12 protein-coding genes are annotated in these 25,177 nt (G+C 65.7%); 5 read left to right on the top strand and 7 right to left on the bottom strand.

Annotated features, from left to right (window positions below):
* Positions 1–17: 17 nt before the first annotated feature.
* The gene (locus AC15MQ_RS16525) at positions 18–1,727 is read right to left on the bottom strand and encodes an autotransporter assembly complex protein TamA (protein WP_483080710.1); all 1,710 of its coding nucleotides are present in this window, start codon (positions 1,725–1,727) and stop codon (positions 18–20) included.
* Positions 1,728–2,234: 507 nt separating this feature from the next.
* Between AC15MQ_RS16525 and AC15MQ_RS16520 the strand changes: the two genes are divergently transcribed.
* From AC15MQ_RS16520 to AC15MQ_RS16500, 5 genes are all read left to right on the top strand, one after another.
* The gene (locus AC15MQ_RS16520) at positions 2,235–3,002 is read left to right on the top strand and encodes a class II aldolase/adducin family protein (RefSeq protein ID WP_287668309.1); all 768 of its coding nucleotides are present in this window, start codon (positions 2,235–2,237) and stop codon (positions 3,000–3,002) included.
* A 261-nt stretch (positions 3,003–3,263) separates the two neighbouring features.
* The gene (gene eno / locus AC15MQ_RS16515) at positions 3,264–4,682 is read left to right on the top strand and encodes a phosphopyruvate hydratase (protein ID WP_332336850.1); all 1,419 of its coding nucleotides are present in this window, start codon (positions 3,264–3,266) and stop codon (positions 4,680–4,682) included.
* Positions 4,683–4,866: 184 nt separating this feature from the next.
* The gene (locus AC15MQ_RS16510) at positions 4,867–5,181 is read left to right on the top strand and encodes an ArsR/SmtB family transcription factor (RefSeq protein ID WP_287652351.1); all 315 of its coding nucleotides are present in this window, start codon (positions 4,867–4,869) and stop codon (positions 5,179–5,181) included.
* 78 nt (positions 5,182–5,259) lie between these two features.
* Complete coding sequence (locus tag AC15MQ_RS16505; RefSeq protein WP_287652352.1) at positions 5,260–5,763, top strand: hypothetical protein; 504 nt, start codon at positions 5,260–5,262, stop codon at positions 5,761–5,763.
* Positions 5,764–6,105: 342 nt separating this feature from the next.
* Complete coding sequence (locus AC15MQ_RS16500; RefSeq protein ID WP_287652354.1) at positions 6,106–6,948, top strand: hypothetical protein; 843 nt, start codon at positions 6,106–6,108, stop codon at positions 6,946–6,948.
* Positions 6,949–6,975: 27 nt separating this feature from the next.
* On the opposite strand, the gene AC15MQ_RS16495 is transcribed toward AC15MQ_RS16500, so the two are convergent.
* From AC15MQ_RS16495 to AC15MQ_RS16470, 6 genes are all read right to left on the bottom strand, one after another.
* The gene (locus tag AC15MQ_RS16495; RefSeq protein WP_483080709.1) at positions 6,976–15,825 is read right to left on the bottom strand and encodes a GH36-type glycosyl hydrolase domain-containing protein; all 8,850 of its coding nucleotides are present in this window, start codon (positions 15,823–15,825) and stop codon (positions 6,976–6,978) included.
* 30 nt (positions 15,826–15,855) lie between these two features.
* Positions 15,856–16,776, bottom strand: a complete 921-nt coding sequence (locus AC15MQ_RS16490; protein ID WP_287652466.1) for a YihY/virulence factor BrkB family protein — start codon at positions 16,774–16,776, stop codon at positions 15,856–15,858.
* A 149-nt stretch (positions 16,777–16,925) separates the two neighbouring features.
* Positions 16,926–17,240, bottom strand: coding sequence for a BON domain-containing protein (locus AC15MQ_RS16485; protein ID WP_287652355.1), 315 nt, complete (start codon positions 17,238–17,240; stop codon positions 16,926–16,928).
* 376 nt (positions 17,241–17,616) lie between these two features.
* Positions 17,617–20,295, bottom strand: a complete 2,679-nt coding sequence (locus tag AC15MQ_RS16480) for a diguanylate cyclase domain-containing protein (protein WP_483080708.1) — start codon at positions 20,293–20,295, stop codon at positions 17,617–17,619.
* Positions 20,241–22,100 carry a PAS domain-containing hybrid sensor histidine kinase/response regulator gene (locus AC15MQ_RS16475; RefSeq protein WP_483080707.1) on the bottom strand — a complete coding sequence of 620 codons (1,860 nt, stop codon included), beginning with the start codon at positions 22,098–22,100 and terminating at the stop codon, positions 20,241–20,243. Before AC15MQ_RS16475 ends, AC15MQ_RS16480 begins: the two co-directional genes overlap by 55 nt.
* A gap of 1 nt (position 22,101) precedes the next feature.
* Positions 22,102–25,110: a CheR family methyltransferase gene (locus tag AC15MQ_RS16470; RefSeq protein ID WP_483080706.1), complete on the bottom strand. Its 3,009-nt coding sequence runs from the start codon at positions 25,108–25,110 to the stop codon at positions 22,102–22,104.
* Positions 25,111–25,177: the final 67 nt, after the last annotated feature.

The raw sequence follows: 25,177 nt of genomic DNA, 5'->3' as shown, positions 1-25,177 counted from the left end.
CTCCTCGCTGAGGTCGTTCAAAAGGGGATCGCCAGGGAAAAATCCAGCCGCACCTTGCCCTCGCGCTGGCCGTAAGCGAGGTCGATACCCAGCGGCCCGGCCGGGCTTTTCCAGCGTGCGCCCAGGCCGTAGCCCACGGCAAGATCCAGCGCCTGACGATCATCGACGGCGTTACCGGCGTCGACAAATGCCGCCGCACCCCAGGTGGCATTGACCCAGTGCGTGTATTCGGCACTCATCGTCGCCAGGTAACGGCCGCCGACGATTGCCGCGCCTTCCTTGACCCCGAGGCTCTGGTACGCGTAGCCACGCACCGAGTTGCTGCCGCCGGCGCGAAAAAGGAAATCCTGCGGAATGCCCTGCGACGAAGGCGCCAGGGTCGCCCCCAGTTCACCACGAAAAAGCAGCGCGTCGCTGGCGCTGAGCGGGATTCCCTGACTGTAGCGCAGGTAGGTGCGCAGAAAGTTCTGGTCGGAGAGCAGTTGCTTGCTGCCGCCTCCCAACTGCAACTGCAGCGACACGCCTTCGGCCGGATCCAGCAGATCCCTGGCCCGCCGCCAGGTCCAGCCGACCTGCGCGGTCAGCGCACGCGCCGTGCTCGACGGCGCCCCCTGCGGGGACCGCTCTTCCTCCTGCCAGTTCAGCCCCAGGCGCTCCTCGATGCTGCCACGCCGCTGCACACGTGTCGCACCGACCGCAAAGCGCCTGATCTCCAGGCGCTCGATATCGGAATGTTCGACCGCGGTACCGACACCGTCGCGGCCTTGCGCCGCGTCCGGAGGAAAAAAAACGTCGGCATAAGCCGTCTGACGAACCTGCTCGAAGCGCAGGCCGGTCTGCAGTTCCCAGGCGCGGCCGAAGAGATCACTGCTGCGGTATTCTGCTTCGACTCGCGCGCCAGTATTGGTGCTGTAACCGGCACCCAACGACACCTGATACGGCGCGCGCTCGCGCAGCAGCACGCGCACCGGCGCGGTCACCCGCTCATCCTCTACACTCGACGGCAGGTCAGCGGCCTCGCTGCGTTCCAGAGAGACGTTTACCGAAGAAAAGTACGGCGTACTCTGCAAGGCGGCCTGCAAGGCCAGCAACCGTTCCTCGCGATAGTCCTCGCCCGGCTTGACGCTGCGGTTGAAGCGTTCGACGAGTTCCGGAGAATAGCGCTGCAGGCCGCTGATGCGTACTTCGCCGAAGCGGTAGCGCGGCCCGCTCACGGCGACGACCCGCAGGTCGACGCGCCGGACTTCAGGATCGACTTCGGCGAGGGTCTCCTGCAGGTGCGCGGCGGCGTAGTCCACCGCCAGCAGGTCGGCAAGAAACGATTGCTTGGCCTCATCCCAATCGGCTTGCCGGAAGGGCTGCCCGGCTTTGAGTTTCCAGGCACTTGTCAGCGCCTGGCGACGCTCCGGATCGAGCGGACCCGTGATCTCGATATGCACGCTGCCGATCCGCGAGCGTGCCCCGGGATCGACCTCCAGCAGCAGTTCCTCGCCGCGCTGGTGAAGCACGACAACGGGCGAGAAGTACCCCTCGGTAGCCAGCAGCCTGGCGACCTCACGCTGCATCCGGCGCTCGAAAGCCGCCCGCGCCGGAGCGTCGGTGACCTCGCCGAGTTCCAGGTAATCACTCAGCAGTTCGCGCACCTCCTGCGGCGCCACGATCCGGGGCACCGTGGCGGAAGCCGGGACGGCGAGCAGCAGGGTGGCGATGACAAGGAGCTTGTGCATGAGTTTATCGGATGCCGGCGTGGCAAGTGGCGAATCCTGGCCTTGAGTATTCTGTCAATGTACAGGTGGCGTTGGCGACTGGCGAATCTCCAGGCGACGGCAAACGTGTCAGGGCAGGTGGAAAATGACCATCGCCTCCCTATTCGGGCCATGGCGAAGACCGTCAAATCGCCTGAAAGTCTGGTGGCGCCATTCAGCCGGCCCAACGCCGTCGCAACCACCGGCATAGGATAAACCCTTTGCCGAAGCTGGCGGAAAGATCAGCCCAGTCGGCAGCCCTGCCCGGGTTTGGCTCGCTCCCGGCAAGTTCCTGTGCATGCGACGCCAGCAGCACCAAGGCGTTCGCCGAAGTCCGGACACGCGCGCTGCGCTCGTGGTCTAGCGGGCGCGACTGACCCGGCAACACGCTTGGAACCTCAACCACTTCGGTGAGTCGACGCCATATGATCTCCGGAAGTCCGCCGAAGGTCATGGTCGAAACCTGCCACTAGCGAAAGGAGATCCGCGATGAGTGATTCCGATTTCACTTCTGCCATTCGAGCCGGTGTCAGCAAGGCCGAGTGGGAACAGCGTGTCAATCTCGCCGCCTGTTACCGGCTGGTGGCACTCTTCGGCTGGGATGACCTGATCTTTACGCACATTTCGGCGCGCGTTCCCGGATCGGAACATCACTTCCTGATCAATCCCTACGGGATGATGTTCGACGAGATCACCGCCTCGCACCTGGTCAAGGTGGATCTTGAAGGCAACAAGGTCATGGACAGTCCCAGCCCGATCAATCCCGCCGGGTTCACGATCCACAGTGCCATCCACGCAGCGCGCGCGGATGCCGGGTGCGTCCTGCATCTGCACAGCGTCAATGGCGTCGCCGTCTCGGCACAGGCGGGCGGCGTCTTGCCGATCTCGCAACACTCGATCTTCGTGCTGTCGTCGCTCGCCTATCACGACTACGAGGGAGTGGCACTCAACGACGACGAGAAGCCGCGGCTGGTACGTGACCTCGGGGACAAACGCTTCCTGATGCTGCGCAATCACGGTCTGCTCACCGTCGGCGACTCGATCGCCGACGCATTCGTGTCGATGTACTTCTTCGAAACCACCTGCATGATTCAGGTACGTGCGCAGGCCGGCGGCGAACTCATTCATGTCGGGCCGCACATCGTCGAAGGGGCCGCGACGCAATGGCAACAGGTGACCAAGGGGGCGGGCGGCGGCCTGGCCTGGCCTGCCCTGCTGCGCAAGCTCGATCGCCTTGATCCCGGCTTCCGATCCTGAGCCAGGCGCTCCCGCGATGCCGCGCCTTTTCCTGGAAGCGCCTTGAACTTGTCGAACGTCTGAATCGCCCCGTGGTCACGCAGCGCGCGCCGGCAAACTGCACATTGACCGCCAAGCCGGCAGCTTCCAGGGATTTCCTTGTCGCCAAGCATTGCGCCTTGTGATCTGATTTCGGTATGATCAGGGAGAGGTATTTCGCACGCAATTTCCCCCGAACTTTTCCCCGAACTTTTCCCCGAACCACTCCTATGGAGTTCCACCATGGCAAAAGCCAAAAAAGTCAAGAAAGCAGAAAAAGCCCAGGAGGGCGCAGTAGTCGAACAAGCGGAACAAGCGGAAGCTGCGCCTGTTGCGCCTGTGGAAACCCCTGAATTTGTCAAGATCACCAAGGTTGTCGGCAGGCAAATCCTCGACTCACGCGGCAACCCGACCGTCGAAGTCGACATTACGCTCGACAATGGCTTCCTGGCCCGTGCCGCCGTACCGTCTGGTGCGTCGACCGGTGAATTCGAAGCCTGCGAGCTACGCGACGGCAACAAGAAAGTTTACCTCGGCAAGGGCGTTCTGAAAGCGGTTGAAGCCGTGAACGGCAAGATCGCCAAACTGCTGAAAGGCAGGAATCCGCTCAACCAGCGCGAACTGGACGAGGCGATGATCGCCCTCGATGGCACGCCCAACAAGTCGAACCTGGGCGCCAATGCCATTCTCGGCGCATCGATGGCGATCACCCTGGCCGGCGCCAACGTCAGCAAGTTGCCGCTCTGGAAGTACATCGGCAAGATCCACAAGAACCGTGATTTCGCCTTGCCGACACCGATGGCCAATATCATCAACGGGGGCAAGCACGCCGACAACCTGATCGACTTCCAGGAATTCATGATCATGCCGGTCGGTGCGCCCTCCTTCTCCGAAGGCCTGCGCTGGATCACCGAAGTCTTCCACGCGCTGAAAGGCATTCTGAAGAAAGGCGGGCATGTGACCGCCGTCGGCGACGAAGGCGGCTTTGCACCCAACCTGACCAACGACGAATCCCTCGAAGTGATCATGCAGGCCATTACGGCCGCCGGCTACAAGCCCGGCAAGCAGATCAGCATCGCCCTCGACTGCGCATCGTCCGAACTGTTTGACGAAGGCGGCCGCGCAGGCTACAAGTTCTGGAAGTCAAATCCGGACAAACTGTTCACCGACGACGACATGATCGCCAAGTACACCGAATGGTGCGGCAAATACCCCATCGTGTCGATCGAGGACGGCCTCGACCAGAGCGACTGGGAAGGCTACGTCAAGCTGACCAAGGCACTCGGCGACAAGGTACAGATCGTTGGTGACGACTTCTTCGTCACCAACCCGGCTCGCCTCAAGCAGGGCATCGACATGCAGGCGGCCAACGCGATCCTGATCAAGGTCAACCAGATCGGCACCGTCACCGAAACTCTCGACGCCATCAAGATGGCACAGAAGGCAGGCTACGGCGTCATCTCGTCGCATCGCTCGGGCGAGACCGAAGACTCCTTCATCGCCGACCTGGCCGTCGGCACGGGTGCCGGGCAGATCAAGACCGGTTCGCTCTCGCGCACCGATCGCATCTGCAAGTACAACCAGTTGCTGCGCATCGAGGAGCAACTCGGCAGCAAGGCCGTCTACAAGGGCCTGAAGTCGATCAAGGGCGCCGGCTTCTAGGCAACTCTACGCAACACGCGGCAAGGGCATCGCCACGGCGATGCCCTTGCCGCTTTTCAGCCGCACTCCTCCCGCGCGCGCCCGGACTCACTTCCGGATCAGGCGCCATTGAAAGGGAGCGAGCATCGTCAGGTTTGATTCAAACGCTTTGCCAGATCGGCAATATTTCGGTATCGTTGGAACGATGACCAACACCGACGCCGTCACTGCCCTGGCTGCTCTGGCGCAGGACAGCCGCCTCGCCATCTTCCGATTGCTGGTAAACAACACCCCTGCGGGCCTGACCGTCGGTCTGATTGCCGAACAGCTCGAACTGCCGGCACCGACCCTGTCGTTCCACCTGAAGACCCTGACGCACGCCGGCCTGATCCGCACGGCTCAGGAAGGGCGTTTCGTGCGCTGTCATGCGGCGATGGACAGAATCGACGCCCTGGTGGGTTTCCTCACCGACAATTGCTGCGGCGGGCACCCGGAAATCTGCCAGGCACGTGAACCCTAGGCGTGCGCCGTTCTTGACCGCCATCCACGCGCCTCGATTGTCGCAACGCAGCGCCTGGACACGGGGGTAGAATTCGGCATGACATCGGAAACGAGCAACCAGAACGTCGACAGCGATCCGCACACCGTGGTCAACGAACCGCGCCTGTGGATCCACAAGGGCTGGACCGCGCGCGTCATCAAGAACCCGGACGATGACGGCTGGGCCGTCGAGATGATCAAGGACGGCGAATCCGAGCCGGCGCTGGTCGGCCCATGGACGATGGGACGCGACAAGAAGAATCCCAAGCCGCTTGACGCGCCGGCGTTCAACACCCTGGTCAAGACTGCTGCCGAGGTCCTGCGCCGCCACGAGCAACAGTGGTATGCGCAGCACCACAAGAAACTCACGCTGGCCACGCCGTCCGGACCGATCAGCATCACGCTCGACATCGTCGCCGATGAAGACGACCCGCATGCCCTGTTGGGCGCGCAGGACAGCGACGGCGTCAAACTGGCCGAAGTACGCGTCGATGCGGGCTTCAGACTCAACACGGCCAGCGCCAACGCCTGGATCGGGAATGACTTCAGCCGGCCCGGCTGACGCCGCTCGTGCCTTGAGCGATAGCCACCCTGCCCTGCCTTGCTGCCGAGGGAACGCCACATGATCCGACTCCTCTATCTCAGCCACGCCACGCGCGGCATAACTGGGTAAAGCGTTCCGCGCCAGGCAGGCGCCGGCGCAGGACTTGTCCGGCGATGCGAATCGGGCAAGGTCGTTTTCGGGAACGACCCGATGGCGTGCGCTGAGCGCCCTGCGGCTGTGCACCGAGCGCCAGGAATCATCCTTCCCGTTCTCCTAGACTGTCGCGGCACGGCGTGCTGACCCTCCGCACGAACTGCCCGCCATGACTTTTCGACAGCCCCCCCATCAAAGGAGAACCCCATGCACAGCATCACCCCTGCCCGCTTGCTCGTCATGTTCAGCGGCGCATTCCTGCTGGCGGGCAATGCCTCGGCATACGTCCAGCAACGCGTCCAGCTTGACTACAGCGGCCCGGCTGGGGCCACCACGCACGCTGCCGACACGGTCAGCGTCCCGCCGGAGTCCGCCCTGCACACGATACACGCCAATATCGCCGGGGGGTTCGGCAGCGCCGTCGGCAGTGTCGGCACCTTTGGCGATCTTGGCGTGCAGGCCTACCTGCATGGCCTCGGCAAACTGACTTCGCTGGTCAGTATCTACAGCGACGAGTTCGTCAATCCGTTTGCCTCGGCACGCCACGCCCAGTCCCGTTTCGTGGTCGACGGCGGCAGCCTGTGGATGATTGCCGGAAACGGATCGACGCTTGATTTTTCTCTTGAACTGCAGGCCCGTATCCTCGACAGCCTTGGCCACATCTTATCTTCCAACACCTGGGAAGCGACCATCGGGCTTGCCGAAACAGCCACCGGCACCGAGTTCCACACCACCGGGGAATCGCTTGGCGCAAGCCTGCTTGGACCCGGCAGGGTGCGCATCCCGCTTTCCTTCCAGACCTTCGACATCGGCGACATTCCGGCGGGAGGATCGATGACTCTGAGCTATGAACTCGCCATCGAGGGCGTCGGCGCACGCTTCGTGGAGCTCATGAACTGGGATTTCAGCGATCCGCTGCACGTCGATGGATCGGGGATCCTCTCCAGCGTCTCCCTTGGACCGACCGCGGCTGTACCCGAGCCGCCCGTCTGGGTACTGTTCGCCGGCGGCCTGGGTGCCCTCTGCCGCGCGCGCCGGCAGCGTTCCTGAGGGCGTCGTGAGCGCCTTGGCCGGCGCTCATTGCGCGCGTACGCTGACCTCGACCCGGTGCTCGCGATGATCATCGAGCAAGGCGATCGCCTGATCGTCGTGTTCGACGCCATCCACCGTCACGCGGGTCACGCCGCTCTGCAGGGCCGCGTCGGCGCGCGTTTGCGTCACCGTGATGTGGTAGGTCGTCTCGCGATAGCGATAGCGGATACTGAACCCTGGCCAATCCCTGGGCAGACAGGGAGCAAGACGCAATTGCTCGCCGTTGCGCCGCAGCCCGAGCAGCGATTCGACGATCAGCCGGTACATCCAGCCCGCCGAGCCGGTGTACCAGCTCCATCCGCCACGGCCGATGTGCGGGCTGAGCGCATAGACGTCGGCGGCGACGACGTAGGGCTCGACCTTGTAGGTCGCAGCCCCCGCCGCTGAGAGGGAGTGACTCACCGGGTTGATCATGGTCAGCAACTCCCAGGCGCGCTCGCCCTCGCCGAGTTCGGCAAAGGCCATCGCCGCCCAGACTGCTCCGTGGGTGTACTGCCCGCCGTTCTCCCGTACCCCCGGCACGTAGCCCCGGATGTAGCCGGGATCGACGTTCGACTTGTCGAAGGGCGGGTCGAGAAGCTGGACGAGCGCGTACTCGCGACGCACCAGCCGCTCGTCGACCGCCTGCATCGCCTGCCGCGAACGCGCGCGGTCGCCCGTCCCTGCGGCTGCTCCGGACAGCACTGACCAGCTCTGCGAGATCGAGTCGATCTGGCATTCCTCATTGACTGCCGAACCGAGCGCCGTGCCATCGTCGAACCAGGCGCGACGGTACCAGCCACCATCCCAGGCATGCTGCTCGATGTTCCGGCGCAGAAGATGCCCCTCGTCCCGGCAGAGTTCGGCGAAGACCAGGTCGCCATAGGCGTCGGCGAGCCTGGCGAACTGGCAGAGCACTTCGCACAGGAAAAAGCCCAGCCAGACGCTCTCGCCCTGGCCCTGCATCCCGACCAGATTCATGCCGTCGTTCCAGTCGCCGGAACCCATCAACGGCAAACCATGTCTGCCAAAGCGCAGGCTGTGCCGGATCGCGCACACACCGTGCTCGTAGAGGCTGGCTACCGTGGTCGACCGGCCGGGAAGATCATAGTAGGAATCATCCTCCGGATTGACCGGGCGCCCTTCCAGGAAAGGCACGGGCTCATCGAGCACGCCGGTATCGCCGCTGGCGCCGACGTAGCGGCAAATGGCCAGCGGCAGCCAGAGATAGTCGTCCGAACAGTGCGTGCGCACCCCCCGTCCCGACGGGGGATGCCACCAGTGCTGGACGTCGCCCTCCAGGAACTGCCGGCTGGCGCACAGCAGCAGATGCTCCCGCACCAGCCCGGGCTCGGCGTGGATCAGCGCCATCACGTCCTGCAACTGGTCGCGGAACCCGAAGGCGCCGCCCGACTGGTAGTAGCCGCTGCGCGCCCAGAGACGGCAGGCCAGCGTCTGGTAGACCAGCCAGCCATTGGCCAGCACATCGACCGCTGGATCGGGGGTGCTCACCTGCACGGCTCCGAGCGTGTGCTGCCAGTACTGCCGGACGGCTTCGAGCGCGCCGTGTGCCGCCAGCCCGCCGCGGAAGCGCCGCATCAGCTTGTTGGCTTCGTAGGCGTTGCGTCCGACACCGAGGCGGAAAACGATTTCCCGCTCCTGCCCGTCGGCCAGGTCGAATGCGACCTGAATCGCGCCGCAGGGATCCAGTCCAGCCCCCACCTTGCCGGAAAGGCCCCAGCGATGCAGTGCGGCTGGATCGCGCAGCGAGCCGTTGCGCCCGATGAATTCCGCGCGGTCGCCGCTGAGCTTGCGCAGCGGCTCATCGACGTCGAAGAAGGCCACCCGATCGGCGAACTCGGGGCTGTACGGGTTGCGCGCGTAGAGCGTGCCGCTTCTGGGGTCGATTTCGGTACTGACATGCATCGCCGATTTGGCGCGCAGATCGCCCAACACCCATTCGACATAGCCTGTGGCCGAGAGTCGGCGCGGCCGGCCCGATGCATTGCGTACTTTCAGCACCGAGAACTTGACCGCCGCGTCGATGGCCACGTACACCCACAGTTCCGAGCAGATACCGTCCGAGCAGATCGAGAACACGCTGTAGCCAAACCCGTGCCGGATCACGCAGGGCGCCGCGGCGCGCACGGGCAGTGGGGTCGGCGACCAGAACTGACCGCTCATTTCGTCGCGCAGGTAGAGCGCTTCGCCACCCGAATCGGTCACCGGGTCGTTGTGCCACGGGGTCAGACGGAATTCGTGCGCGTTCTCGCTCCAGGTATAGGCGACGCCGCTTTCCGAAATGACGCTGCCGAAATGCGGATTCGCCAGGACGTTGACCCACGGCGCCGGCGTCACCTGCTCCGGCGTGAGCGTGGTGACGTACTCGCGACCATCCGGGGTGAATCCTCCCAGGCCATTGCCCAGGATCAGTTCCGGACGCGGCGGCGCAGCGGCGGCAAGCTCGGGGCGATGCGTTCGTCTTGGCCGCAACAGCGGCGGTCGTGGTTCCATTGGACTGCGCTGGTCGAGTTGCTCGGCCAGCGTTCCCCGGCTGTCGGTGATCACCGCCCGGGCGACCGACTGGAACAGGATGTGGTCCTCGCTGGAGATCTGTTCCGCCTGGCGCACGAAGATTCCGCCCGGCCGATCGATCAGACTCGCCCCAATGCCCGAGGCGATCAATCCCATGATCTGGTCCTGCAGTTGCTGCCGGTAGCCGGCATGATCCTCGTTCCAGATCACCAGGTCCACCGCCAGTCCTTTCAGCCGCCAGTAGGCATGCGCCTGGACCAGTTGGCGAACGAGATCGATGTTGGCGCCGTCGGCAATCTGCAGCAGCACGATCGGCAGATCGCCGGAGATGGCGTAACCCCACAGCCCGGACTGCCCCCGACGATTCTTGATCAGGACGTCGGCGCTGGCGCGCAGCGAGGCATTGGCGTAGATCACCGGGCTGGCCAGCCGCACGTACAGTTGCGACTCGGCTTCGGTGGCGTTGAGTTGCTGCAGGACCACCTGGCTGTGCGTCCAGGCGAGATCGAAGACACGGTCGGCGAGATGCCGATCCTGGTATTTTTCAACCAGGCTGACCGCCAGGTCGCGCGTCTCGGCGACGCCCGAGACGATATCGATGGTCACCACCTGCTCCGGATCGAGCGCCACCAGATGGCGAATGGCGACGATCGGGTCGAGCACCGACCCCTCGCTGCCCGCCAGCGGCGCGCACTCGCGCATGGCCAGCGGCGCGGCGGTGCTGCGCGTGCGACCGAGAAAACGCAGGCGATCGGTTTCGTAACTCGCCTCGCCGGGCTCGACACCGTGCACGGCGACGAGGTGCAGCATCCACGGGGACTGTTCGTCGCGCGAGCGCGGCCGACGCGTGCACAGGATCGCGCGCCGCTCGCGCAGGATCTCGGTATGCACGAAGAGGTTGCTGAAGGCGGGATGCAGCGCGTCCGCCGCCGGCGGTGCGAGCACCACTTCAGCGTAACTGGTGACCTCGATTTCCCGGCGTTGCCGCGATCGATTGGTCACCCGGACCCGGCGGACTTCGATGTCATCCTCCGGCGAGACGACGATCTCGGTATACGTTTCGATCGCCCCGGAACCGCTGCGAACGGCATCGCGGCGGCGAAACTCGGCGCGCCCCTCGGAGAAGATCGCTTCGTACGTCTCGGGCCGTTTGCGCGTCGGTTGATGGCCGGTCGACCAGCACTCGCCACTCACCCCGCCCGCCAGCTCGCGGACGTAACAGAAGCTCCCCCAGTGATCGCAGGTCCCGTCTTCGCGCCAGCGCGTCACGGCGAGGTCCTTCCAGCGACTGTAGCCACCGCCGGCGTTGCTGACCATCACGTGGTAGCGGCCGTTCGACAGCAACTGCACTTCGGGTGTCGGCGTATCCGGACTGCTGAAGACGCGAATCGGCACCGCCGCGGCGATCGACAGCGCGCGCGCATCGGAGAGGTTGGCGGTGTGCGAAAACAGCTCGCTGGCTTTCGGGATCCGCTCCTGGAGCAGCAGCATGACCGCCTGGAACAGCCGGTCCGACTCGAACCGCCGCTGCATCGGGCGATCCAGCAGCAGGTAGGCCAGCGCCAGCAGGCTCATGCCCTGGTGATGCGCCATGTAGGAGCGCACCAGCACGCGCGCTTGCCCACGTCGCTGGCGGGCCGGCGTGTAATCGATGGCTTCGAAGAAACCGAAGTTGCCGATGAAGCCCTCGGCTGCGAGTCGCTGCAAATTATGGCAGGCCTGCTCGGGAGCCACCATCAGCGCCAGCACCGAGGCATAGGGGGCGATGACCAGATCCTGCGCCAGCCCGCGCTTGAGTCCCAGTCCGGGCACCCCGAAGGCGCGATACTGGTAGTTCAGATGCACGTCGACCGTGTTGTAGCCCGACTCCGAGATACCCCAGGGCACGCCGCGATGGCCGCCATACTCGATCTGCCTGGCGACCGCCGCCTTGCAGGTCTGGTCGAGCAGCGTGTTGTCGTAGGTCGGCATCACCAGCAGCGGCATCAGGTACTCGAACATCGAACCGCTCCAGGACAGCAGCACCGGCTCGCCGCTGGTACTGGTCAGCAGACGCCCCAGGGCGAACCAGCTCTCCTGCGGCACCTGCCCCTGCGCGATGGCGACGAAGCACGCCAGGCGCGCCTCCGAAGCCAGCAGGTCGTAGAAACTCGCGTCCGCTCGCTGCTCGGTGACGTTGTAACCGATGCTCAGCAGATGCCGCGTGCTGTCGAACAGAAAGTCATATTCCAGGCACGCGAAATCTCCGGATTCGCGCGCCAGACGGTCAATGCTCGCCAGACGTTCGCCGGCATGCGCGCTGGCGGCGGCGACCTGCCGTTGCAGCGCGCTGAGCCAGTCGCGGTGGCTGGGCGTCGTCTGATTATCGAACAGCGCGGCGAGGCAAGGCAGCAGCGCGGCATCCAGACGCGCCAGCTCGCGCAGGGTCGGGACGGCATCGAGGGCGGTGAGCTCGACGACCTGGGCCAACTGCGCTGCCAGTGCGGGCGGCGGCGGCAGCAGCGCCAGCCACGGCACCAGCACGTTCAGTTCCTCGACGGCGGCCTGACATTGCCCGGCCAGCGCCTGTGCCCAGCCCAGTGTTTCGTCCGCCGGCGCAGTCACCGGCAGGTCCGCCAGGCTGGCCGCAATCCGGGAGGCGATCGCGTCGGCAGCGCTGGCCAGCCTCGCAAGCTGTGACCGGGCAGCCGTCAGCGTCGCCGGAGGGGCCGCCGACGCCGTCTCCAGTTCCTCCCGGAACGCCGCCATCGGCGCCGTCGCGCCTGCCTCCGCCGCCATCGTCAGAATCCTGAGGGTGTCGCCGAGACCGTCGAACAGCCGCGTCATCAGTATCCGGTCGTCGGCCAGCGCCAGCAGACCCGCACGCAGGGTCAACAGGTGGCCGGCCAGGTTGCCGCTGTCCACCGTCGAGATGTACAAGGGAGGCAGCGGCTGCAGCGTCAGTGTGTCGTACCAGTTGTAGAAGTGGCCGCGATGTCGCTGCAGCGTGTGCAGGGTGCGCAGGGTATTGGCCGTGCGCTCGACCAGTTGGCCGGTCGACAGATAGCCGAAGTCGTAGGCCGAAAGATTCGCCAGCAGCGCCATGCCGATGTTGGTCGGCGAGGTCCGATGAGCGACCGCGGCGACGCGATACTTCTGATAGTTGTCCGGCGGCAGCCAATGGTCTTCCGGGCCGACGAAGGTGTCGAAGAATGCCCAGGTACGACGCGACAGCGCGCGCAGGAACAGGATCTGCGCGCCGCTCAGGACCGCCTCGCGGCGCGCCAGCGGGCGGCTGATCCACCAGGCGAACAGCGGTGAGGCGAACCACAGGAGCAGGACCGGAGCCGCCACCAGCAGCATCGCCGGCGTCGACAGGGCCAGATGCAACGCCGCTGCCGAAGCCAGGGTGGGCGCTACCCACATCGCCCGCAAGGCGGCGGCGAATTCGCTGCGGCCCTGCCTGGCGGCAGCGCGTTCGGCATCGATCGAAGGATTCCATTCGAGCAGGCGCCGATGCGTGACCAGCATCCGCCAGTGCGTACGCACGATCGCATCCAGACTGTAGAACGCCTCGTACGGGAGACACGCGAACTCGAAGACGACCTGCCGGAGGTGCCGTGTCGCCGAGCCCGCCACTGCCGCCAGGTGCTGCCGCAGCAGCACCTCGCCCGGCTTGCGAAACAGTTCGAGGATCACCGCCAGGCAGGGGGCCAGCAGCACGATCCCGACCACCGACAGGGTCCATGACCAGGCCGACGCCAGCCGTGTCCAGCCCAGCAGCAACAGCAGGGTGAGCGCCGCGGGGACGAGACTGCGGCGCAGATTGTCGATCAGTTTCCATTGCGACAGTTGCGACAGCGGATTGGCCTGCCGGCAGGGACCCGCCCCGCCGTCCTCACCCGCGCGTCGTCCGGGCACACGCCGCAGCAACCATCCGGCGAGCTGCCAGTCGCCGCGAATCCAGCGATGGCGGCGACTCACGTCGGCGCTGTAATGCGCCGGGTAATCCTCATACAACTGCACGTCGCTCAGCAACCCGGCGCGGGCGTAGCATCCCTCGAGAAGATCGTGACTGAGGATGCGATTCTCCGGAAAGCGCGCGCCAAGCGCCTGCTCGAAGGCATCGACGTCGTAGATCCCCTTGCCGATGAACGAGCCTTCGCCGAACACGTCCTGATAGACATCCGAGGCTACCCGCGTGTACGGGTCGATGCCCGGCTCGCCGCCATACAGTCGCGCATAGCGCGAGCGGTTCGTCCCCGGCAGACTGACCGCCACGCGCGGCTGCAGAATGCCGTAGCCGGCGGTGACCCGCCGCTTCACCGGGTCGTAGAAGGGACGGTTGAGCGGGTGCGCCATGGTGCCGACGAATTGCCGCGCCGCGTCGCGCGGCAATTGCGTATCGGTGTCCAGAGTGATCACGTACCGGACGTCGGCCAGCACCGCAGGGTCACCGACGACGAGCGAGAAACCGTCCTGGGTACCCGTACGCAACAGCGCGTTCAACGCTGCCAGCTTGCCGCGCTTGCGCTCGTAAGCCATCCAGACGCGGTCGTGCGGATTCCATAGCCGCGGGCGATGGAAAAGGAAGAAGATGTCGCCGCCCCGGCCGTCGCCGTACTTCTCGTTGAGCTCGTCGATGCGGCGCCTGACCAGTTCCAGCAGGGGTCCGTCGGCGGCCAGCGATTCCTGCCGGGCGTCGCGAAAATCGGTCAATAGACCGAAATGCAGGCGCTCGTCGCGATTCGCCAGGAAGCGGACCTCCAGCGCCTCGATCAGCTCTTCGGCGTTCCCGGCGCTGCCGAGCAGCGTCGGCACCACCACCAGCGTACGCGCGCTGGCCGGTATCCCCAGCGAGAAGTCCATCCGCGGCAGCGCATGCGGCGTCACCAGCAGCGTCGCCAGCCAGTTGACCAGCGCCACGGCCAGGTGGCTCACCGCCAGCAACGCCAGCAGGCCGAGCGGCGGCAGCCACCAGGCCGGCATGCCGAAAGCCAGGGCCTGGGCGAGCAGGCCGGCGCTGCAGATTGCGCTGAGCAGCACGATGCCGCCCAGATACAGCGGGAGGGGGAAGCGACCAGCTGATCGACACAGCGCGGCGGCGCCGGAATGGCGGACTGCGGCCGCCCGCTCCAGATCCGGCAAGCCCTGGTCGATCAGGTAGAAGCCGACATGCCGCGCGCGTTCGCTACAACCGTCGGCAGCATCGCCGGCAGCGGCACGCGCCAGCTCGACCGCCCGACGGGCGACCTCACCCTCGGCCAGGTGGCTCTTCCTGGCGATCGCCTCGGTGGCGTGGCGATAGCGATCGCGGGTGGCAAAATCCATCCGCTCATAGACGCCGGCCGGATCCTCGCGCAAGGTACGCTCGACGACGCTGGTGGTCTCGACAAAGTCCCGCCAGTCCATCGCCCCAAGCACCCGCAGGCTGCCGATGCTGTTGCTGATCGAGACCTGATCGGCGGCCTGGCGCTGATTCTCGGACTGCACCAGTTGTTCGATCGTCAGGCCCGATTCGGAGAGGCGCTGCTCGATCCAGGTCAGCGGCAAGGCCAGAGCCGGGCCCCGCCCCTGCAGGCGCCGCGCCAGCTCGGCGACGAAGGCGCCGACCATCGGCGGACTGGAACGCGCCATGTCGGCGATCACCAGGATCAGGCTTTTCGGATCCTGCTCGGCAATCTCGGTCATCCGGTCTGCCCAGGAATCGGCCAGATTTCGTTCGTCCCAACCCGTCGCGATGCGCACCCCGACGCGCCGGAGATTTTCGATCAGCGCCAACCGCAGCATGATCGGAATGGCCCACAACTCGCCAAGCTTGAGCGCGGTGACGGTCTGGTAGGAGGCGACGAAGCGACCGAGGCTATCGGTATCCACACGCCCGTCGCCGTGCGCGATGATTTCCAGGGCAATATCATAGACCCGCGGACAACCGGCCGACGGCCCGCGCGCCAGGCGCGGCAGCTCCCGGCTGTAGCCCTTGGGCAGGTGCCGCTTGGCAGTGCTGATCTGCTCTTCGATGAGGTAGAAATTATCGAGCAGCCATTCCGCGGCCGGGGTGATGCGGCGGTTCTCGGTGACCGCCGCGGTCAGCCGCCTGCACACCCCGACCAGGGCGCTTTCGTTGGCCGCCAGGCGCGCCAGCAACTGATCCGCGGCGCAGCTCTCGGCAAGCGCGTGTGCCGCGGCGAGAATCCTGCCGTGCTGCTCCATCTGATCGGCGCTGAACAACTCCGATCGCAACGGTGCCTCGCCGTCGTCCGCAGGACGTGGCCAGCCGCCGTCATCGCGATGTGTCGCCAACCGATGCAGATATTCGCTGAGCTTGCTGCCGACGTTCAATTCAGGTTCCCTTCCAGGATTGGCGAGCTCTCAATCGACTTCGCGGGAGGCATCGCGGCAACCCCGCTCCTCGTCGCAGGGCTGCCTGGCCCGCAGGCTGCCGAACCCGAGGGCGTACTGGCGGGTAAATTCGGCACCCAGAAAGAAGATCTGTGCCGAGTAATACACCCAGAGCAGCAGGGCAATCAGCGATCCGGCGGCACCGAAGCTCGAAGCCACGCCGCTGTTGCCCAGATACAGGCCGATCGCAAACTTTCCAAAGACGAACAGGCCGGCCGTAAACGCGGCGCCGATCCAGACATCGCGCCAGGACAGCAGCGCATCCGGCAGGGTCTTGTAGATCACGGCAAACATGCAGGCGATGATGGCGTAAGAAATAAGCAGGGCGATGGTGGACAAAAACACGCCCGAACTGCCCCACGCGCCGCCCGCATAGCGTTCGAGCATCGCCAGCGCGGCACTGACGACCAGCGAGACGAGCAGCAGGAACGCCAGGCCAAGCACCAGGCCAAAGGACACCAGGCGGGTTCGCAGGAGCACCATGAAAGCCGACCGCGTGCTCCTGGTGACACCCCAGATCTCGTCCAGGCTGCCCTTCAGCTCGGCAAACACGCTGGTCGCCCCGAGTACCAGGAGGCCGCCGGCGAGCAGCGTCGCGAGCAAGCCGGAAGCGGGATCGCGGGCGGCGGCCAGCAAGGCCTGAATCGCCTGCGCACCGTTCGGTCCGGTCAGGCCCTGGACCTGGCCGACGATCTCGCCCTGGGCCGCCTCGGTACCAAAGAAATAACCGGCGACCGCGATCGCCAGCACCAGGATCGGCGTCATCGAGAACAGGGTATAAAAGGCCAGCGCGGCGCCCTTGCTCGCTGCGCGGTGATCGATCCACGCGCTCAGCGACGCGAGCAGCAGGCCCTTCAGACGTTTGAGTGTTGCCGGCAGGCGGGCGTGCAGTTCGCGGTAGAGCGCAAGACGCTGCGGGTGGTTGGCCGGGTTTGCCACACGTTTCCTCCCCCAGGGTCTGCGCGCCGGTGACGAACGAATCACCGCTGCGCCGCTGCCGGCGAACGCGTCGCCCGCTGGCAGCGGCAATCAGCCGGCGCTCACTTGATCCGCATGTCGTTCTTCACGGATTTCACGCCACCGACGCTGCGCACGACTTCGACCGCCTTGTTCGCCGCCGATTGCGAGCTCACGAAACCGCTCAGTTGCACCACGCCCTTGAAGGTTTCAACGTTGATTTCGGCGGACTTGAGCATCGGCTCATTGAACACGGCCGCCTTGACCTTGGTGGTGATGACGCTGTCGTCGACATACTCGCCGGTTCCCTCCTGCTTCGGTGTCGATGAGCACGCAACCGAGGTGAGCAGCGTCACGGCGAGAAAGGTTGCGGAAAGATACTTGGCGATGGGGTTCATGGTCGGTTCTCCTGAGGTAAAGCAACACTGTAGGCAGAACCACCGGGAGCATCTGTACGGTGCCGCACAGAGACTCGCAAACCTGCGCCGGCCACCCCAAGCCGGTCGGCGACTTTAGGCGGTTTCCAGCAATGCGCATATCGACCATGGGCGCACTCCCTCCCCTTCAAGGGGAAGGTCGCGACAGCGACGTTTGCGATTGGAAGGGCTGGGGTGGGGATGGGGTGATCATGCATGGAAAGGACGGCTCTTTTCCCCATCCCCCTCCCAACCTCCCCCTTGAAGGGGGAGGAGTTGCTTTGGCAATACGCAAAGTCATAGAACTCTGGGGATCTTCTCTCGTGGAAATCGCCTTACGCGCGCCCGCGCCGCCGCTTCACGACCCGCCCTGCTCGACGATCTGCAGGGCATCGGCGGCCCAGCCGTCGGCCGCCAGCGACCGCCAGATGCGCTCGCCGAAGTGCGTCGCGAGGCCACCCATCAGGATTGTCGGGCAGCGGTTACCGAGTTCGGCCCGCAGGCGCTGGGCGGTCTCGCGGGCGACCACCAGATGGGCGGGCAGCGACAGCGACAGGCCGAGCACGTCGACGGGGCTGGCGTCGATCTGCCGGATCAGGTCGATGATCGGCACATCCCCCCCGAGGTACAGCACGTCCCAGCCGATCGTCTCGAAAGCGTCGGAAACCATCCGCAGGCCAAGGGTGTGCAGGTTGCCGGTGACGCCGGCGAGGAGTACCGTGCGCCCGACCGGCGCGGCGAAAGTCGCCTGCAGGTAGGCGCGCGCGATGACGTTTTCGCTGATCGCCGTCGCCAGGTGTTCCTGCGCGACACTGATGCGGTTCCCCTGCCACAGCTCGCCGACCTCGACCATGGCCGGCTGGATCAGGCGCACCGAAGCTTCGGTCAGCGTCAGGCCTTCCTGCAGAAGCTCGCGCATCAGTTTCTGCGCCAGCTTCTGGCGACCGCCCAGCGCCGCCTTCCGGTAGCGGGAGGCATCCGCCAGGGGCGATACGCGGGCGTCGAGCGACCGGGCCGGCAGTCCCTTTTGCCGCAGCGCGTCGCTGGTGGCGCGCAGCAGCGGGCAAACGCGTTCGCCGTCTTCCGCCGGCAGATGCTCGCCGAGGAATCCGGCGAGCAGTTCGAAGGATTCGGCCAGATAACTTCCCGGCGCGCCGCGACTCGCCAGGACGTCCTTCAACCACACGGCGTACTCGGCGAACAGGCCTGGCTGTCCGGTCACCACCGACGCATCGAGAGCGTCGAGGTGACCCTGGATGTCCGCGGCGCAGGCCTGCCGGCCACCCGGCCCGAAGCGTCGCGCCAGACTCGGATAGCGAGCATACAGGGCGTCGACGACCGTGCTGGTGGCCTGCTCCCGCCACCAGCGGTTGTCCGGCGGGTCGAACTCGCCGTTCACCCGGCGACGCCCGCTGACCTGCCGCGAGTTGCGGCCGGGGCGCAAGGCGGCATGGAAAGCGATCCGATTGCGCCCGGCCTCCTTGGCCTGGTACATCGCCGCATCGGCCCACTTGAGCAGGTCGTCGGCACTCGCCGCATGGTCCATGAACAGCGCCACGCCGATGCTGGCGGTGCACTGGTGCTCGATCCCGGTGTCGGCCTGGCCCGCCTGCCGGATCGTCAGGCGATAGGGTTGTGCCAGGGCGTGGCGGATTTTCTCGGCCACCTGCCGGGCCTGCGCGCAGGCTTCGGTGGCCGCCGCCGGCAGGTCGCTCAGCAGCACCACGAACTCGTCGCCACCGAAGCGCGCGACGGTATCCACCGCGCGCACGCAGCCGCTCAACCGGGTCGCCGCCTCGATCAGCAACAGATCCCCCGCCGCATGGCCGTGCCGGTCGTTCACCGGCTTGAAATTGTCCAGGTCCAGGAACAGCAGCGCGCCATGACAGCCACTGCGCTTGCTGGCCGCCATGCCCTGCTGCAGGCGGTCCATCAGCGTCAGGCGGTTGGCCAGTTGCGTCAAGGGGTCATGAAAGGCCAGATGGTGGATTCTGGCCTCGGCCAGCCGCCGCTCGGTGATGTCCTGCGCGACGACGACCACCTGTTTGCAGCGGCCTGCGGCGTCCCGGATCACGCCGCTGCGTGACTCCAGCAGGCAGACGCCCCCGTCGGCGCGCAGAAAGCGATATTCGAGAGGCTGGCCGACACCGCTGGCGACGGTCTCGCGAAAGGCTTTGATGACGCGCGCGCGGTCGTCCGGATGGACTTCCTCGAACGATGAACTGCCGCGAATATCGCGTTCGCCGACCAGGCGGGTATAGGACGGACTGTTGTACACCCGCCGCCCTTCGCGGTCGAGAACGGCGACGAAACCGTCGAGGTTCTCGGCGATCAGGCGGAAGGACTCCTGCTGCTCGCGCCCGACTTCTTCGGCCAGTTTGCGTTCGCTGATATCGACCAGCACCAGGTAGAGGAACGCGCCGCCCTGCTCTTCAGACGCGGCGGTGGCCGAAACATGTACCCAGAGACACTGGCCCTCCGGTCTGCGCAGGCGCAGTTCGAAGGTCTGCGGCTGAGCGGTCGCCAGGATCTCCCTGCGCCGCAGATAAAAGCTGTCCGCGTCGTCCTGCGCCATGAAGCGGCTGAACGGCTGTCCGATCAAGCGTCCGCGGGTGACGCCGAGCAGCGTCGCGGCGCCGAGGTTGGCCTCGACGATCAGGCCCTCTGCGCTGACGCTGCAATAGCCCGCCGGCGCCAGTTCGTAGAGTTCGAAGTAGCGCGCCCGCAAGGCGTCGAGGGCCAGCTGCGCCTGCCGCAGTTCCTCGTTCTGCATCTCGAGCTCGATCTGGTGTACGCGCAGTTCGTGCAGGGCCTGCCGACCCACGGCCGGCAGCCAGTCTTCGAGTCCGTCCGCCGCCTCGACACCGAGTCCATGCAGGCGTGCTTCGGCGCGCTGCCGCAGCGTCGGCGCGCTGCCCGCAGTTTCGTTGGTCGCCGGTTCCGCGGCCGCGGCGCCTTCTGCCGGATCCTGCTCGCCCTGGCTCACCGGTGGCCCAGTTCCCCGTCGCGACTGCTGCACCCATCCGGGTGCGTGCAACGGGCAAATTCCAGCGCGAACTCCAGCGCAGCGCTGAATTCGTCGATCCGGATCGGCTTCGTGAGGTAGCGGAAGAAGCCCGCCCGCAAACCGTTCTCGATGTCGCACGGCATGGCGTTGGCACTCAGTGCGATCACCGGGATGTGCGCCGTTGCCGGATCGCCGGCGAGCATTTTCAACGCTTCGATACCGCTGATGTCCGGCAGGCTGATGTCCATCACGATGACCTCGGGCCGGCAGGCGCGGGCCGTGTCGACGCCGCCCCGGCCATCGCGCGCGCTCAGCAGACGAAGATCGGAACGGCGCGCGACGATCTCCTCGACGAGCATCAGATTGGCCGGATTGTCCTCGACATAGAGCAGCGTACGCGGCGATGACCCTTCATCAGGCGGGCACTGGGGGACGCTGGTCGCTGCGGCTGCGGCCGCCGCCTGCGCTGCCGCCGCCACAGGCAGTTCGATCCAGAAGGTGCTGCCTCCGCCGACGCGGCTGTCGACGCCGATGACACCGTGCATCAGTTCGACCAATCGCTTGCAGACGACCAGGCCAATGCCGGTGCCCTCCTCGCCACCCACCTCCTGTCCGAGACGATTGAACGGCTCAAAAAGCTGCGCCAGTTGCGTCGGCGACAGGCCCGGGCCGCTGTCGCGGACGCTGATGCGCCAGATCTCCGGGAGGCGCGGACGGCAGGTCACGGCCACCGTGCCGTCGGCGTGGTTGTACTTGATGGCGTTGCTCAGCAGGTTGGTGAGCACCTGCAGCAGTCGCCTGCGGTCGGCCTGGACCAGGCACGGCCGGTCGAAGCGGGGGAAGGACACGCTGACGCCGTGCTCGATCGCCTGCGGTTCGACCAGACCCTGGCATTCGGCCATCAGTTCGGGTAGCGATACCGATTCCATCGCCAGCAGCAGCCTGCCGGACTCGATCAGCGAGAGATCGAGCACTTCGTTGATCAGCCCCAGCAGGTACCAGCCCGCCTTGAGGATCTGGGCGATGCTGCGCGCCTGCGACGGCGTCGGCGGCGGCGAGCCGGATTCCATCAGTTGGGCAAAACCCAGGATCGCGGTGAGCGGTGTGCGCAGATCATGGCTCATGTTCGACAGGAACTCGGATTTTGCCCGGTTGGCTTTTTCCGCCACCCGCCTGGCGCGCTCCAGTTCGGCGTTCTGTTCCTGCAGCACCTGCTCGAACCTGGCCCGCTCGGCTTCGGCGTGCTTGCGCTCGCTGATGTCGCTGAGCACCAGGCGGAGAACCCCACCATCGACCTCCGGCGCGGCGGTGGACGCCAGGTGAGCCCAGAATGACGTACCGTCGGCCTTCACCATCCGCAATTCGCAGGCCTGCGGCTCGCCGTTTTCGAGAGCCCGCTTGTGGTGCAGGTAATAGATGTCCTGATCCGCCCTGGCGATGAAGCGGCTGATCGGCTGGCCGGCGAGCCTGCTCCGGCTGTCGCCCAGCAGGCTCGCCGCCGTCAGGTTGGCTTGCCGGATCAGGCCCGCGTCGCTCAGCGTGCAGTAGCCTACGGGTGCCAGGTCATAGAGATCGAAATAGCGCGCCCGCTCGATGTCCAGCGCCAGTTGGGCCTGTCGCAATTCCTCGTTCTGCATCTCCAGCTCGATCTGATGCACGCGCAGTTCGTGCAGCATCAGACCCGTGTCGTCCAGCGACAGCGCTTGCCGACGCTCCGACGGCGGCGCCGCCTTCGCCAGGAAGCGCGCTTCGGCCTGCTGGCGCCGCGCCCAATCGGCGCTGGTGTAGTCGGCCATGGTCGGGGGATCCGCGAGGCGCCGGTTGCGGTGAGTCATGTCACGCCTCGCCAGGGGCATGCGCCGGCGCGTCGCGCACCCGCTCGGTGGTCGCCATCGCATAGATCTGCCCGCTTGCATCGAGCAGCGCGGTGGCGGTCACCGACACCTCCAGGACCGCCCCGCTCCTGGTCAGCCGTTGCGTGTGATAGGGTTCCGGAATACTGTCCCGGTCAAATTCCCGCAGCGTGACCAGAGCGTCGTCGCGCAGCAGCGGCGGGATGCGGTCGCGGACGTTCAGCAGCAGCGCCTCGGCCTCGCTCCAGCCGTAGATCCGTTCCGCGGCCGGATTCCAGGCGATGATGCGGCCGTCCAGGTCGTGCACGGTAATGGCGTCGAAGGCATCGCGGACGACCACCGCCAGGCGCAACGACGGTTGTTCTTTCGCCAGGGCGTCTTCGATCCGCCGCATTTCGGTGATGTCGACAAAGGTGATCACCGCCCCCTCGATGACGTTGTCGAGCGTGCGATAGGGCCGGATACTCATGGTGTACCACCGGCCGGCGGTACTGCGGACTTGCGCCTCCTTGGGGGCGAGGGTGTCGAGCACGCCCTGCACGTCGGCCACCAGGCGGTCGTAACCGACCAGGTTGGAGACGATGTGGCCGACGGCGCGACCGACGTCACCGGGAATCAGGTTGATGATCTGCGACGCGCTCGGGGTGAAGCGCAGGATGCGCAGGCAATGGTCGACAAAGACCGTGGCGATGCCGGTACCGGCGAGCAGGTTGTTCATGTCGTTGTTGGCGCGCGACAGGTCGAGCACCTTGGTGTTCAGCTCGGCGTTGACCGTGGCCAGTTCTTCGTTCACCGATTGCAGTTCCTCCTTGGAGGTTTCGAGTTCCTCGTTGGTCGATTGCAGTTCCTCGTTGACCGACTGCATCTCCTCGTTCGACGACTTGAGTTCCTCGTTGGCGGTTTCCAGTTCCTCGCGCGTACTCTGTAGATATTCGTCCTTGGCCCGCAGTTCCTCGGTGAGCGCGGCCATGCGCGCATCCGCGTCCACCTCGGTGTCCGCTGCCCCGGCGGCCGGCAGGGCTGCCGCCGCGGGATCGAGAATCGGCGATTCTTCGAGCGTCACCAGGTACAGCGGCGACTCCGGGGTCACGCCGGTGCCGCGGGTCACCGGCCCGACGCTCAGCCGAACCCAGCTGAAGTGGCCGTTGGTCTTGACGTGCAGCCCGGACACCCGCACCACGTGCTGGCTGCTCGCGGCTTTGGCCAGGGCCATGCCGAGCTCGAGCCGCAGCCCTTCGCGGGCCATTCGGAGGATGTTGTTGATGCCCGCTTCGCCCGGCGCCGGCTCGAGGTAGGCGCCGGTGCGACCGTGCAGATAGAAGATGTCGCCCTGCCCGTTGATCAGCGCCCCGGCCACGCCGATCTGTTCGAGCAGCGATTGTTCGGCGACTTCGCGTAGCGGCAGCCTGACCGGGGAGTCGCCCTTCGCGCTGCTCCGGGAAAGCACCGTCCTGGTCGGCAGAAAGCGCCGCAGCGCCGCATACTGCTTGCCGGCAAAATCTTCCTGTCGCTGGTAGATCTTCGCTTTGCGGTCGAGCACGGAAAAGAGGTTGAAGTAGCCGCCGACGCTTTCCGAGGTCCCCAGGAACAACATGCCGGATGGGTTGAGCGCGTAGTGGAACAGCGGAATGATGCTCTTCTGCAACTCCGCGCCCAGATAGATCAGGAGGTTGCGGCAACTGATCAGGTCGAGTCGGGAAAAGGGCGGGTCTCTGAGCAGGTCATGCTCGGAGAAGACCAGCAGGTCGCGGATGCTCTTGTTGATGCGGTAGGCGCTGCCGTCGGCCTCGGCGGTGAAGAAGCGCGCCAGCCGCTGCGGCGAGATGTCGGCGGCGACGCTGGCCGGGTACACCGCGGCGCGCGCGGCGGCAATCGCGTGCCGGTCGATGTCGGAAGCAAAGACCTGCAGCGTCCATCCCTGCTTGAGCGCCTCCATCCGCTCCTGCAGCAGGATGGCGATCGAGTACGCTTCCTCGCCCGTCGAACAGCCGGTCGACCAGACGCGAATCACGCTGCCCGGCGGAGTGTTGTCGAAGATCTGCGGGATCACCTGCTCTTCGAGCGCCTGGAAGGCCTGCGGATCGCGGAAGAAACTGGTCACCCCGATCAACAGGTCGCGAAACAGGGCGTCCACCTCGGGTGGCGACTTCTGCAGATACCGGACGTAGTCTTCGATCGATTCGATCTGGTGCAGCGCCATGCGGCGCACGATGCGGCGGTTGATGGTGTTCGTCTTGTACTGGGAAAGATCGTGCCCGGTCTGCGCGCGCAGCAGGATGAAGATCTTCTTCAGCGCGTTCTCGTTGCTCGGTGTCTGCTCGGCGATCAGCGCGGAATGCTCGCCGAAGGCGTGCGCGACGTAGGCGATCAACTGCGCGGGCATCGCCGCCGGCGGCAGTTCCCAATCGACCAGGCCGGTGGCGATGGCGCTGCGCGGCATGCCGTCGAACTCGGTGGATTCCGGGCTCTGGACCATGACCATGCCGGCCTCGCCCTTGATCGCCCGCACGCCGAGCGTGCCGTCGCTGCCGGTTCCCGAAAGGACGATGCCGATCGCCAGTTGATGCTGGTCCTGCGCCAGCGAACGGAAGAAGAAGTCGATCGGCAGCCGGCGGCCGCGCGGCTCGGACGGTTCGAGCAATTGCAGCGTACCGTTCAGAAACGCCATGTCGTGATTGGGCGGGATGATGTAGGCGCAATTGACCCTGACCGGCATGCCGTCCTCGACCTCGAAGACCTGCATGCGGGTATAGCGCCGGATCAGTTCGGCGAGAATGCTCTTGTGGTCCGGCGCCAGATGCTGGACCAGCACGAAGGCCATCCCCGGGTCGATGTCGGCAGGCATGCCCGAGAAAAAGGCCTCGAACGCCGACAAACCACCGGCCGAGGCACCGATGCCGACGATCGGAAAGCTGACCTCGGTCACCTCTGTAGCGCCAGGCGGCGCCACCGATTGCGGCGAGTTATTCTTGGTCGTTCTTGCGGCGTTCATGCTCTCTCTCCGATCCATTGCCCGCGTCCGGCATACAACATCCTACGCCCAAAAGGGACGACCGGCT

Source organism: Candidatus Accumulibacter propinquus (assembly GCF_056856495.1).
This window is presented reverse-complemented; position numbering and strand designations above follow the sequence as displayed.